Annotated in this window: 16 protein-coding genes; 3 read left to right on the forward strand and 13 right to left on the reverse strand. The window is 68.8% G+C overall.

Annotated elements, in window-relative coordinates:
* Nucleotides 1–39: 39 nt before the first annotated feature.
* From ssb to ACQUQD_RS19125, 12 genes are all read right to left on the reverse strand, one after another.
* Complete coding sequence (ssb, locus tag ACQUQD_RS19070) at nucleotides 40–492, reverse strand: single-stranded DNA-binding protein (RefSeq protein ID WP_428953309.1); 453 nt, start codon at nucleotides 490–492, stop codon at nucleotides 40–42.
* A 21-nt stretch (nucleotides 493–513) separates the two neighbouring features.
* Nucleotides 514–795, reverse strand: a complete 282-nt coding sequence (locus tag ACQUQD_RS19075; protein WP_428953310.1) for a hypothetical protein — start codon at nucleotides 793–795, stop codon at nucleotides 514–516.
* A gap of 9 nt (nucleotides 796–804) precedes the next feature.
* On the reverse strand, nucleotides 805–1,194 hold the full coding sequence (locus ACQUQD_RS19080) for a hypothetical protein (protein ID WP_428953311.1): 390 nt from the start codon (nucleotides 1,192–1,194) through the stop codon (nucleotides 805–807).
* Between the two features lie 14 nt (nucleotides 1,195–1,208).
* Nucleotides 1,209–1,715 carry a hypothetical protein gene (locus ACQUQD_RS19085; RefSeq protein WP_428953312.1) on the reverse strand — a complete coding sequence of 169 codons (507 nt, stop codon included), beginning with the start codon at nucleotides 1,713–1,715 and terminating at the stop codon, nucleotides 1,209–1,211.
* A gap of 17 nt (nucleotides 1,716–1,732) precedes the next feature.
* On the reverse strand, nucleotides 1,733–1,924 hold the full coding sequence (locus ACQUQD_RS19090; protein WP_428953313.1) for a hypothetical protein: 192 nt from the start codon (nucleotides 1,922–1,924) through the stop codon (nucleotides 1,733–1,735).
* Between the two features lie 213 nt (nucleotides 1,925–2,137).
* Nucleotides 2,138–4,252, reverse strand: a complete 2,115-nt coding sequence (locus ACQUQD_RS19095; RefSeq protein ID WP_428953314.1) for a hypothetical protein — start codon at nucleotides 4,250–4,252, stop codon at nucleotides 2,138–2,140.
* A 1-nt stretch (nucleotide 4,253) separates the two neighbouring features.
* Nucleotides 4,254–5,879 carry a hypothetical protein gene (locus ACQUQD_RS19100; protein WP_428953315.1) on the reverse strand — a complete coding sequence of 542 codons (1,626 nt, stop codon included), beginning with the start codon at nucleotides 5,877–5,879 and terminating at the stop codon, nucleotides 4,254–4,256.
* A 93-nt stretch (nucleotides 5,880–5,972) separates the two neighbouring features.
* Entirely contained in the window at nucleotides 5,973–6,287 is a 315-nt protein-coding gene (locus tag ACQUQD_RS19105) for a hypothetical protein (RefSeq protein WP_428953316.1), read from the reverse strand.
* Between the two features lie 27 nt (nucleotides 6,288–6,314).
* The gene (locus tag ACQUQD_RS19110; protein ID WP_428953317.1) at nucleotides 6,315–6,707 is read right to left on the reverse strand and encodes an RRQRL motif-containing zinc-binding protein; all 393 of its coding nucleotides are present in this window, start codon (nucleotides 6,705–6,707) and stop codon (nucleotides 6,315–6,317) included.
* Entirely contained in the window at nucleotides 6,707–7,708 is a 1,002-nt protein-coding gene (locus ACQUQD_RS19115; RefSeq protein WP_428953318.1) for a DUF2637 domain-containing protein, read from the reverse strand. Before ACQUQD_RS19115 ends, ACQUQD_RS19110 begins: the two co-directional genes overlap by 1 nt.
* Nucleotides 7,705–8,238: a hypothetical protein gene (locus ACQUQD_RS19120; protein WP_428953319.1), complete on the reverse strand. Its 534-nt coding sequence runs from the start codon at nucleotides 8,236–8,238 to the stop codon at nucleotides 7,705–7,707. The genes ACQUQD_RS19115 and ACQUQD_RS19120 overlap by 4 nt, the downstream gene beginning before the upstream one ends.
* Nucleotides 8,235–8,501, reverse strand: coding sequence for a DUF6284 family protein (locus ACQUQD_RS19125; RefSeq protein WP_428953320.1), 267 nt, complete (start codon nucleotides 8,499–8,501; stop codon nucleotides 8,235–8,237). Before ACQUQD_RS19125 ends, ACQUQD_RS19120 begins: the two co-directional genes overlap by 4 nt.
* Before the next feature lie 566 nt (nucleotides 8,502–9,067).
* Here ACQUQD_RS19125 and ACQUQD_RS19130 point away from each other — a divergent pair.
* From ACQUQD_RS19130 to ACQUQD_RS19140, 3 genes are all read left to right on the forward strand, one after another.
* Nucleotides 9,068–9,451, forward strand: a complete 384-nt coding sequence (locus ACQUQD_RS19130; protein ID WP_428953321.1) for a GntR family transcriptional regulator — start codon at nucleotides 9,068–9,070, stop codon at nucleotides 9,449–9,451.
* Nucleotides 9,452–9,604: 153 nt separating this feature from the next.
* Nucleotides 9,605–10,390 carry an aminotransferase class IV family protein gene (locus ACQUQD_RS19135; protein WP_428953322.1) on the forward strand — a complete coding sequence of 262 codons (786 nt, stop codon included), beginning with the start codon at nucleotides 9,605–9,607 and terminating at the stop codon, nucleotides 10,388–10,390.
* A 120-nt stretch (nucleotides 10,391–10,510) separates the two neighbouring features.
* The gene (locus tag ACQUQD_RS19140; protein WP_428953323.1) at nucleotides 10,511–11,380 is read left to right on the forward strand and encodes an SUMF1/EgtB/PvdO family nonheme iron enzyme; all 870 of its coding nucleotides are present in this window, start codon (nucleotides 10,511–10,513) and stop codon (nucleotides 11,378–11,380) included.
* A gap of 118 nt (nucleotides 11,381–11,498) precedes the next feature.
* Here the strand turns inward: ACQUQD_RS19140 and ACQUQD_RS19145 are convergent, their stop codons facing one another.
* Entirely contained in the window at nucleotides 11,499–12,503 is a 1,005-nt protein-coding gene (locus tag ACQUQD_RS19145; RefSeq protein WP_428953324.1) for a hypothetical protein, read from the reverse strand.
* Nucleotides 12,504–12,530 lie beyond the last annotated feature (27 nt).

Below are 12,530 nucleotides of genomic sequence, written 5' to 3' on the forward strand. Positions count from 1 at the left end.
CGCGACTTTGGCGAGACGAGGGGGCCGCCCTTGGCGCAGCTAGAACGGGGGTTCGTCGCTCTCCGGCTTGCCGCCCGACGCGTCGGTGTTCCACGCGCTGTTGTCGGCGGGGGCGTTCTGCGCGGGCCGTTTGGCGTTGATGGTCACGGTGGTGAACCGGACGCTCGCGCCGATCTCGTCGACCTCCATGACGAGCATCGAGCGGTTCTCGCCCTGGTCGGTCTTCCAGTCGTGCTGCCGGATCCGGCCGTGCGCGACGACGCGGGCGCCCTTGGTCAGCGAGTCCGCGGCGTGCTCGGCGAGTTGACGCCAGGCAGCGCAGCGGAAGAACGTGGCCTGCCCGTCCTTCCACTGGTTCGACTCGCGGTCGAAGACACGCGGGGTCGCAGCAATGGTGAACTTGGCGAGCGCGGAGCCGCCCTCGGTGAACTTCAACTCGGGGTCGGCGGTCAGGTTGCCGATCACGGTGATCGGGGTCTCTCCGAACGACATGAAATCTCCCTGGTCGGTGGGTTAGAAGGGCGGTTCGTTGCTGCTGTTCGGCGCCCACGGGTCCGCGTCGGGGCCCGAGGGGCGCCGAGGGCGGCGGGGCAGGGGGAGCACGATCCAGCGACGCGTCTCGTCCCAGCAGGGGCACGGGTCCCAGTCGGTGCCCGCGTACTCGCCGCTGTGGTCGCCGTAGTCGCGGTTGTGCCCGCCCGCGCCCTGACAGTCGGGGCAGTTGGTACGGGGCGTGTCGGTCATGACGAGCGCCGGCCGCGGCCACGTGGTGCGCTCGATCCGCAGACGAAGCATGCGGGCCTCCTACGCGTCGTCGGCGGTGTGGTTGCGGAGCGGTCCGGTGTGCCCGAGCGGGTTCGTGGCCGACCAGGCGCGATTGAGCGCGGCGGCCAGATCGCGGGCATGGTCCTCGGCCTGCGTGAGCGCGGCCCCCGCAGCCGCGATGTGCTGCGCGGGCGTGCCGTGGTCGGCGCTGACGTGACCGCGCCGGTGATGCGCGTTGAGGGCCTGCTCGATCTGCTCGAAGGACTGCGGGAGGCGCTCGATGAGCGTGGTGAGCGCGCCGAGGACGCGGTACGCCTCGGGGGCGGAGACCAGGCCGGGCCGGTCACCGCCCGGGAAGGTGCGGTGATTGAAGACGCGGACCGATTCCGCAGCGTCCCGTACGAGCTGCACAGGGTCGGTGGTGGTCACGTGGGCCTCCTTGTTCAGCCGTGGAAGGTGTTGGAGGAGCGGGAGAAAGCCCCGCGGGTGTGGGTGGTCACGTGGGTGTTCTTGGTGACGGGCCCGGTGTAGACGTGCTTGGAGACGGAGCGGCGGGCGCGGGAGAAGGCGGCGCCGATGGACAGCGCGAAGAATGCGGCGCCGGAGAAGAGCACGCCCATGCAGACGACGCCGGTGACGGTCATGGAGGCGAATCCCTTCAGGACGAGCCAGATGCCGCAGCCGACGCCGGTGGTGCCGGCGCCGATGCCGAGGGAGGCGACCGCGGTTCCGGCGGCCCATGCGGGCACGATCCGGCGATCGTCCTGGTGGACGGGCTCGGCGTCGCCGATGGTGGGCGGCGGGGTGTCGTCGCGGAAGGAAGTGGGCATCTGGCGCACCGGGTGGGCGGGGCGGTAGATGTCGTCGATGATGCGGCGGGCTTCGGCGTTGGCTTCGGCGTCGCTCATCCGCGGCGACCACTTCGGCGCGGTCTGCTCGTAGTCGGTCATGAGGGCCTCCGGGCGGGTTAGGAGAGGTTGCGGGCGGCGTCGGCAACCGCGGTGAGGACGTCGCGTACGAGGTGGGCAGCGCCGGTGTCGGCGACGAAGAAGCCGAAGAGGAACACCGCGATCGCGGTGAGCGGGCCGACGTAGCGGCCGTGCAGGAGCACGACCGTCAGGAGCCCGAAGAGGAACACGGCGGACAGGGTCACGATCACGAACGGGCCTCCCGGGAACGGCCGGCGGGCAGTACCCGAGTCCGGGGTTCTGCCCGCCGATGGCTTGTCGTCTGTCTTGTCGTGCGGCTTGTCGCTTGTCTTGTCGCCTTGCTTGTCTTGTCGCTTGTCGCCTTGCAGGCCAGAGCCCGTTTTCGACCCTCACGACAACCCCCTGCGGGGTGTTGGTGCGGGGCGGGCGACAAGCGACAAGCGCTACTCGCTCGCGGGCGGGTTGGGGGCGTGGTCGCGGTGGACGTAGCGGGCCTTGGTGCCCTCCCCGACCCGTACCGCGGTGCCGTCCTCGGCCCATGTCTTGAGCCAGCCGACGACGGTCTGCCGGGTCGTGCCGAACGGCTCGGCGAGCGCGCGGGCGATCGCGGAGGCTCCGGTGCCCTCGCGGCCGGCGGCGAGCAGCGCGGCGAGCGCGGCCCGCTGCGCGGGACTGTCCTGCTCGACCTCACCCCGCAGCGCCGAGAGGTTCAGTCCCGACGCGCGGGGCGGGGCGTCGGGGTCGGGGGCGGTGGCGAACTGTGCGTCGATCTCTTCGCGGAACTTCCGCAGTAGTTCGTCCTCGCCGCCCGCCTCCCGAGTGCGCTCCGCACGGTACGCGGACAGGTTCAACCCGCCCGCCGACCGGTCGGCTGCCTCTTCGGTGCCAGGTGTCTCGGGGGTGAGGTCGCGCATCCATGCGGTGCGCTCGGCGTCCCAGCGCCGCGCGTAGTCGGGCCCGGCGGCCTTGGCGGACACGTCGTCCAGGCGCGGGTGTCGGTCGGAGGTGGCGACGGTGATGTCGCGGATCTGGGACGGCTTGATCCGCCACGCCTTGAACAGCGCCCCCGGTGACTCAGGGGTGCCCATGAACCCGGCGCCCTTGAACGGGGCTTGGTCCACGCGCAGCCCGCGGCGGCCCGGGAACATCTTCGACAGGTCCATGCCCTCGGTCTCGCCGCCGGTGAGGGCGACGCGGACTTTCGCTTCGCGGCGGATGAGGAGGTTGCCGAGCACGCTGCCGGTGGCGCCGAGGGCGGTGATGACGGTCCGCCCGCCCATGGAGCGGTGCATTCGGATGAACTCGTAGATGCGCTTGGCGAGTTCCTTCATCTGCCGGTCGGTGGACACCAGGATCTCGGCGCCCTCGTCGATGACGAGCATGATCTGGGGAATCTTCGCGCTGACCGGGAGCAGGTCGGTGTCGTGCTTGGCCATCAGGTCCTGATAGCCCCGCTTGCGGGCCAGACCGATCGCGATCGCCGCATCGAGCAGCTTCAACGCCTCCTCATACGTTCCGGCGAGCCAGTCCACGCCGGGCCGCACCGGGGTGCCGTCGCCCTGCTTGAGCTCGCCGCCGAGTGCAGGGCGGACCCAGGGCAGGCCGGCCGATCCGGCGTTGAGGTCAATGACCCAGGTCAGGACGTCTTCGGAGCGGGCGAACCCGGCGAGGATCGTGTGCAGCATGTTGGTCTTGCCGGAGCCGGTCGGCCCGACGACGAGGGCGCACTGCTCGCGCAGGTAGGCCAGCACGTCATCGCCGTTCGTGCGGAACCCCCAAGGGATGCCGGACAGGACGGACAGCGGGCTGTAGTCCTCGGGGTAGGCGCGGGCTTCGGAGAGGACGTTGCGGGTGGTGACGTCCACGATCGCCCGGCCCTGGTGGACGCCGGGGCCTACGGCGGCGGTGCAGCCGTGCGGCAGCTTGGCGTCGGCGGACAGGGCCGCGGAGTGCTGCGCGATCCGGTCGTAAGTGGTGCCGCCCTGGGGTTCGATGTCGAGGGTGTAGCCGTTGCCGGTCTCCCACATCTGCACACCCTTGACCTTCACGGTGATGGTGCAGATCCGGGCGATCCGTTCCACCCACTCCGCAGCGATCGCACGGCGCTCGGCGCTCAACTCCTGCGCCACGAGCCGCCGTTCGGACGCGAGCGCCTCTTCCTCGCGGGCTTCCTCGTACAGGGCGACGGAGCGGGCGCCGGCGCCCATCCCCACGCCGATGGTGGCGAGGGAGCCGAGGGCGGCCCACGACAGGGGGCCGGACGCCATGGCCCAGGTGGTCCATCCGGCGCCGACCAGCCAGGAGGCGGCCTTGAAGGCGAGGGTGCGGCCGGCGTTGCGGACCTTGAGTCCGGCCACGGTGTGACCGAGGGCGCCGGCGCCGCCCACGGCCATGGCCCACATGGGGGGCATGCCGGTGGCGGCGCCGGTGGTGGCGATGGCGAGGGCGCCGGTGGTTGCGGACAGGGGGCCGGTCACGGGTCCGTGACCGGCGCTCCAGTCCAGCACCGGGCCACTGTCCGCCTGCTTGCGCTTGTTCGCGGCAGTGGTGGCACTCATGTCAGACGTTCCAGCCCTTCTCGGCTTCCGGGCCGTTGCGGGGGTCCTCGTGGCGGGCGATGTCGTGCTCGTGGGCCTGACGGAACAGCGGGCCCATGTCCTCGGCGACCGCGACCGCGCTGTTGAGGGCGCCGAAGATGTCGTTGAAGCCGTCCGCGACCTCCTTCTCCAGCGGGAACTCGGAGTCGGCGCGCTCGGCGAGGATCTTCATCACGTTCGCCACGCTGGTCAGGGCGGCAGGCAGGGACTCGACCATGGCGAGGATCTCCATGGCGTCCTCGGGGTCGTAGGACTGGGCGGCCTGCTCCATCTCGGCCGCGTACTCCTCGAACTTGAAACCAGACACGATCTCTCCCTCACTCGTGGGTGTGGTGCTGTCGGTGCTGTTCGCGACCGGCCCCGCGGGCCGCTCGATCTGGTCGCTGATCTCGTTGGTGCTGTCCTCGGCGGCCTGTTGGTCGGCGGCGTCCTCGGCGGCGGCCTGCTGTGCGCGGATCTCGGCGTCGCGCTCGCCGCGCTGCTCACGCGCCACGGCGGTCAGGCGCCGGTACAGGCGCCGCCCGGGGTGCACGAGCCAGGGAAGCCCCAGCTTCCGGCCCAGTGGGCTGGTGAGCAGCCCGAGCAGACCGAGGGGAAGCGCGAGCAGGGCCGCCAGCGCGCGCCGCCCGTGGAAGCGGGCCGCGGAGCGGCGCAGGGCCTTCCGTGCGGCCTGCCGGGCGGGCGCTTTACGGACGGTGGAGCGGCCGCCGGCCACCTTGCGGGCGGCGGCGGCATCCCGGCGGGCACGCTGCTTGGCGATCGCCGCATCCCGCGCTGTGCGGGCCTTGCGCGCGGCGCCGCCGAGCATCCGCCCGGCCAGACCACCCGAGCGCGCCCGCGTCGCCGACACGCCCTTCTTTCCGGCCCCGGTCTGCGGCTTGTTCGGCTTGTTCGTCCGGGTGGGCTTGGGGGTGTTGCGGCGGGCGTCGGCGACCGCCCGGCGGGCGCCGGTCGTCTGCTGACGCTTCTGTGCTCGCGAGGCGCCTGCCTGCTTGTTCACCTTCCTCAGCGCCTTGACCTGCCCCGCCTTCGCAGCAAGCCCTCCGCTGCGGTTGGACTTGGCACCGGCGGACTTGCTCACAGCGCCCGGAGAGCGGTGCTTGCCCGACCCCGACTTGCCCGTACCGGCGCCGGTGCCGGTCTTGCGGTGCTTCTGGCCGGGCACCTTGCCCCCGCCGCCGACTGCACCCTTCCCGCCCGAACCGTACGTGCGCCCGGCGGTGTTGAGGGCGCCGGAGCGGTTGCGGGCGGCGTTCTGGCGGGCCGCGGTACGGGCCGCAGCCCGGCGGGCAGCCTGCTTCGGGCGCGGGTTGTGGCTGCAGTAGGAAGCGACCGTGCCCAGCACGGCCATGCCGGTAGCGGCGACCGCCGCGGCGATCGGCCCGCCGGCGAGCCCGGCAGCGGCGATCGTGGACACGGTCGCGTTGGCGCCCGTGAGGGCCAGCGGGGCGACCGGCCAACCGCCCGGCGCGTCCTCAACCTGCGGGGTCTTCTCGTCGATCCTGTCCACAGCCTGTGCAGGGGCCGGGGTGGACGGGGTGTCGGTGGTGGCGGGGGCCACTACCGCTTCCGTACTGATGTCGGTCATGCTGAGTGCACTCCTTCCGGAGTGAGAAGCAGTGCCCCAACGCGCTGGTCAGAGAGTGGCGTTGGGGCACTGCGGCCTGTGGGGATGCGCTGTTCAGGAGTGGTCGTGGGTGGGGTGCGCGGCAGCGACTTCCTGCCAACGGCGGTTCTCCGCGGCGTCTACGTTCTGCACGCGGACGCGGAAGGTGCAGCCAGGGGCCGTGCAGCGGTGCACCGTGGACTCGAAGGCTTCGGCCACCTTCGACAGCAGCCACAGCGACGACGACGCGGCCGCGAGCACACACGGGACGATCAGCCCCCACGTCACGTGCTGCCAGTAGAGCTGCACGCCGATCGAGGCACCGACCGCGAGCGAGAAGCCGATGATGAGCACGTCCGTCAGGCGATGACGGGACGGGTTGCGGGCCATGCGAACTCCCAGTTCAGGCGGCGGATGTTAGGCGGCGCGCTGTTCGTTGGCGGTGGCGTCGTGGCACAGCAGGCACATGCCGAGCGAGGTCGGCAGGCAGTAGCTGTAGGTCACGCCGCACACCGGGCAGGTGCAGCGGGCGTGCATCGCGAGCGCGAGCGCGCCCCACTTGCGCGAGGTCATCGGCCGGACCGGTTTCGCGAGGTCGATCCGGTAGAGGTAGGCGACCATCGCGCCGGACCTGCGGCCGCGGTGGCGCAGCATGAGCTGCGCGCAGACCGGCTGACCGCCCGGCCGCAGCCCCTTCGCGCGGAGCTGGCGGCGGGTGGCGAGCCCGTCCGGGGCGTACTTCCACGGGTAGGTCGGTATCCCGTAGCGGCGCCCCGTGGGGTCGTAGCACTTGCTGTAGGCGGTCGGCATCAGGCGCTCGCAATCGCGAGACCGCCAGCGTCCGGGCCGCGCAGCTCGGCGTAGCGGGAGGAGACCCAGCCGACCGACCAGCCGCACAGCTCCGCGGCCTGGCGCACGGACAGGCCCGTCTCGAACGCCGCGGCCACCGTGCGGCGCGCGTCGTCCTCGCCCAGCTTCGCCTCGGCCGGCCCGCGATCGAGCAGCGCGGCGCGTTCACGGGTCAAGCGCTCACCGCGTTCACGGCGTTCACGCTCCTCGGCCGCGGCCCGCTCGCGGGCGTCCGCTTCGGCGCGCTCGCGGGCCTGGCGTTCAAGCTCAGCGCGCTCGTGTTCACGCTGTTCACGCTCGCGTTCACGGCGTTCACGGATCTCCCGCTCGGCCGCCTGCGCCCGCTCCTTCGCCTCGCGCTCCTCGCGCGCCCGGCGCTCCTCGCGCTCAGCCTGTTCACGGACCAACCAGGCTTCATGGTCGCGTTGTTCACGCGCCAACTTGGCGGCGTGCTCGCGCTCCTCGCGGGCCGCGGCACGGGCCCGCTCCGCGCGCTCCTCGGCCTTCCGCTCGGCCCGCTCGCGCTCGGCCTTCGCCTCGGCCGCCAGAGCCGTCTGCGCGGCGGCGAGCGCGCGCCGGTAGGCCAGACTGGTCTCCGCAGTGACGATCAGCAGTAGCGGTGCCACCGAGTGGACAGCCACGCCGACCAGGTCTTTCCTCAGCGCGGAGTCCGCGGTGTTCAGGGCCAGCGTCATCAGCCCGGTCATCCACCGCAGGGCCAGCGGCCAGCGACCACCGTTCCCGCCGAGCCGGGCGAGCACGTCATCGAGCTTGACCACGATGACGACCGCGGCGTCCACCACCAGCGGCAGGATGGGGGCCGTCCATGCCCACTGGGGGGCCGTGTGATCGGCCATCAACGGTGTCACGGTGAGGATCGAGTAGAGCATCGCCCCGCACACGATCGACCACGTGCCGCCGGACAGGGCGCGCTCGGCTGAACGCGTCTGAACACTGTTCACGCCGCACCCCCCATCGGCTCCGCGACCGCCCGGTAGACGCGGCGGAACCCGTTCGAGGCGGCGCTGTACGTGAACGCCTCACACGACCACTGGCACGCGTACGGCGAGCGTTCACCGCGCGGCGACCAGACGTGATCGGCCGGGTAGCCGTGCACCGCCGTGTCGGCGTGCGCGTCTTCGCGGGAGGCGTAGATCGTGTGCGGCTGGCCGTAGTGGAGCAGCACCGTGAGCGACTCCCCCTCGATCGGCCGGCGCTCCGCCTCTTCCCGCAGGCGTCGGATCTCGATGTCCTTGAGGAGGAGTTCTTCCTGCGCCGCGGCCAGCTCCTCCACAGCGCGCGCCAGGAGTACGCCCACCTCGGACGTGGCCGACTCGGCCCGCTCGGCGCGGTCGGTCACGGCGTGCAGCTCCCGCACGTGCTGGCCGAACGCCTCGTTCGCCTGCGCGGTGGTCTCCCATGCGAACACGTGCGCCGTGTGGGCATCGGCCTCAAGCTGCGCGATGCGGGACGTGGTGACGATGCGGATCATGCGGCGTCACCCTCTCGAACCTCGCCGAGCCGGTTGGCGACCTCGACGCGAGCGGCGAGCACCTTGTTCGCGGCCCGTCGCCGGCGGCGCACGTCCAGCGGCGCTGCCGTCCGGTCCAGAAGGGCGATCTGCACGTCCAGCAACTCAAGTTCGGCGTCGATCAGCGGCGCCTCCCGCTCGATCGCGTCCAGCTCCGCATCCGTGGGCTCCATCCACGGCTCGAACGCGGTAACAGCGTCCTGAACAGTCACGATGTAGTTCATGGGTCGTGTCTCCCTAGCAGTAGGCAACGGCCCAAACAGCGGCCCCGGTGCTCGAACACCGGGGCCGCACGCCGTTGAAGTCGGGGAATCCGGCTCCCCTCGGCGCTGCTCGTACGAGACGAGCAGCGGAGGCAACCGGCGCGGCGCTAGCCGCCGCGAGACAGTTGGACGGTGACCGGTTGGCCGCGGCGCTCAATCGCGCTCGCGGACCGGGGATGAAGCGGCGCCGCCGTGCCGGTCAATCACGGCCGCGCCCATCGCTTTCGTCACTGCCACTCCTTCAAATCGCGGAACAGGGAAAACGCACTGCAAGGGGGACTTGGGTCCCCACCCTCCGGCCGTTGCTCGCGGTCACCGGGCCACCTCGCCAGTCGGGCCGAAGCCCTGTCCCCTGGCCTTTAGCGGGATTGCAGCGTCCCCGCCCTATGCGTTTATGCAGGTCAAACCAGTCTCAGCAAGCAACCTAGGTCACTTGCCGACACGGAGAAAGCTACCTAGGTCGATTTGGGGCGTCAAGTGCTTGCGCGACCCGATCGCAAACGACCTAGGTCAAGTACGCTTTCGGGGTGGATTCACAGCCGAAGAGGAAGCTCAACGCCCGCGAAATCGCAGCCAGGGTCAGAGGTGAGATCGCCGCGGGGACGTTCGGTCCCGGCGATCGCCTCCCTGGCGCTCGGGCCTACGCCCAGAAGCTTGGCGTAGCCCTGATGACCGTGCAGAACGCGTACGCGCAGCTCCAGGAGGAGGGCTTGGTCGAAGGCCGCACGGGGAGCGGTACCTACGTCCGCGACCCCGCCCCCGGCGAGCAGGCGCCCCGTGAGGCCGCGCAGCGTTTGACCGAGCTGCAAGCCGAGGTCGCGCGCGTCTCGACCGAACTCGCCGGCCTTGTCGAGCGCGTGAAGCAGCTTGAAGCGGTCGTGGGTCCCACCGAGGGGGAGCCCGACGCTTAGCGTCTCTCGCGGTGCGTTCGTCATCATGCTCTTAGCGTGTCCCGGCGAGCGCTCCGTGAGTACGTACTCCCGCCGCCCCTGCACCGAACTAATCCGAACTTTGGCTCGCGGAACGGGTGTTGGCGGAGCGTCAGTGGCTGCCAGACTGGCCGTATGGCTGAACTGAACGGAAAACCCGTCACCCTCGACGAACTCCAGAGCCTCGCCCTCACGAACTACGGGCACTTCACGTCAATGCGCATGGAGGACGGCACCATCCGGGGCCTGTCGCTTCACCTCGACAGGCTCGTACGTGACTGCCAACTCGTCTTCGGTGTCGAGTTGGACCGTGAGCAGACGCAGAACTACATCCGCAAAGCAGCCGAGGGCGTCACCGGTGTCGCGGGTCTCCGCGTCACGGTCTTTGACCCTGCCATCGACATGGGACGTCCCAGCGAAGCCAAGGACCCTCACGTTCTCGTGAACCTGCGACCGGCGGGCGCGCTGACTCCTCCCCCGCTCACGGCCAAATCCTTCGCCTTCACTCGTGACAGTGCCGCGGTGAAGCACATCGGCCTTCACTCGCAGCTCCGGGTCCGCCGGGAGGCCCAACTCGCCGGATTCGACGACGCGTTCTTCGTCGAACCGGACGGCTGCGTCTCCGAGGGCGGCACGTGGAACCTCGGATTCGTCGACCAGGAGGGGACGGTCATTTGGCCGGCCGCCCCTGTCCTTCCCGGCACGACGATGCTTCTTCTTCAGGGCCTCGACGCTCCCAAGCAGATCACGGCTCCCGTGCGGCTTGCCGACGTCCCGAACATGGCTGCCGCATTCGCCACCAACACGACGATCGGCGTCCGGTCCGTGACCGCGCTCGACGACGTGCAGTTCCCGGAGAACCACCCCGTCCTCGACGCACTGCGCGAGGGCTACGCCGCGATCCCCGGCGACAGCCTGTAGGCGCGTACCGCCGCCCCTCACAGGGGCGGCGATTCACGACAGAGGTAGCCCATGCCACTCGTTACGAAATGGACCGGACGTGAAGTTAAGGCACTGCGCGAAGCCGTACGCATGAGCCTCATGGAGTTCTCCGAGAAACTCGGGGTCTCCGATCGAATCGTCTCCCGATGGGAGAGCGACGGCGAGCAAGCCACCCTGCGCATGGTGAACCAAGCAGCCCTAGACACCCTGCTCGCCAAAGCCGACCAGGACGCTCAAGGGCGCTTCGTTGGCATCCTCGCGGCCGACGACATCCCCACTCAGGCCATCATCGAGCCTGACGAAGACCAACCGCTCAGCGGCGAGTACGTGAAGCATCCCGGTGACGGCAAGATCATGGCGCACGTCCCGGAAGGAATCTTCCTATCAGGCGAGGAGAACTACCCGGTCTGGGTCGATGAGTTCCACATCGACACCTTCCCGACGACCAACGCGGACTATGCGCGGTTCTGCGCTGCCACCCGTCATCCCGTGCCGCATCACTGGGAGAACGGCCGATGCTCTCGCGAGCTGTACGACCACCCTGTGGTGCACGTGACCTGGAAAGACGCGAACGCGTACGCGGCATGGGCTGGGAAGGCGCTACCGACTGCGGAGCAGTGGGAGAAGGCGGCCCGCGGAACTGCCGGCCGTGTCTTCCCGTGGGGTGACCAGAAGACGGCTGCCAAGTGCAACGTCCGAGAGACCGGCGTCGAACGCACCACGTCCGTTTCTCGGTACCACAGCGGCGTTTCGCCCTACGGCGTCTACGACATGGTGGGCAACGTCTGGGAGTGGTTGGCATCACCGACCACTCCAGGCAGGTACGAACTTCGCGGCAGTGCCTTTACAAGCCCGCTGTTCCGAGGGGTTCCATCCATCGCGAACGATGCCAACGACACGATGCACGACGACGACACAGGTTTCCGCTGCGTGGCTTCACCCGAGCAGATGAGCCTCGATAAGAGGTAACGATTAGGGGTCTATCCGCCTGACCTTTTGGCCCTTCAATACCAGAGACTCAGACGTAGCCCCCTCGAAGGTCGCGTCCGAGTCTCTACATTCTCGCAATGAGGCACTCTTTAACAGGTCAGTCGATGTGATCGATATCTGTCTGCCCGCTGGACGCCTTCAGGGCAAGCTGCACCGTGTTGGCTTTCAGCAATCTAGTGATTGCCGCATCCCTGTCTTCCTCATCCCGCAGCAACAGTTCAACCTGGTTGTTGTTCACAGTCACTCTTCCCTGCAACTCCTTCTTGTTCAGCAGAGTCGCCATGCCATGAACTATCTTGCTCTTGAGTGGACCGAGCTCCTTAGCATGCCACTTATCCGAAACTCCGTATGTTGCCTTACGGAAGAGATCGTCAGCTTTGATAACCACACATTCTGGAACATCTGCGGTTCCAATTGCCTGAACTGCGGCCGAGTAGCACCGTTCAAGCAGTATGCGGTGACAGTACTCTCTTTCCTCTCGGGATTGATTGTCAGCCGCAGTTGGGTCGTAAGGAATCAGATACAAAGGACGGGCTTCCTTGCGATCCCCAGCAACTATCAAGAAGCTGTCCTCAAGGCTCGCCAAATGCGGCGATGGATTTTGACTAATTCGCAGCTCGGCCCACAAGCCTTCATCGTCAATCTTCAGCCCGAGCACTCCGTAGACTGCGGTCAGAAAGCCATCTGCCGCCAGCTCGCCAGTCAACTCCTCCAGCGTTGCCGACTGGAGTGGGACGTCGTCGCTTGGCAGTACGTAGACCACCACGGCTTGACCGTCTATTCCGACAGCTGTAGTGGAGTCTGCACAAGAAACCAGAAGCTTACGGGCTTGGCCAGCAGTGCTAGAATCTTTACTGAAACTAGAGGCCTTGCATTCCAGAACTAGATGGTCGCCGGAAGCGAGGTGATGGAACAGCAAGTCAGGCTCTGGAGGATTAGGCCCCCACCCTCGCTGCGCGAGTTGCGTGCGCACTTCAACGCTGAAAGCAAGCTTTGCGCCCAGAGAGCGCAGCCTGTATCCGGCGTCAAAGAATGGCCGGTCACCGCCTTTAGCCGGCGTCGACTTTGCAACCAGCCACAAGCAACTGTTGACCTGGAACACCGGGTCACGAGTAAGCAATTCCCCCCC

Source organism: Streptomyces sp. cg35 (assembly GCF_050410835.1).
GTDB lineage: Bacteria > Actinomycetota > Actinomycetes > Streptomycetales > Streptomycetaceae > Streptomyces.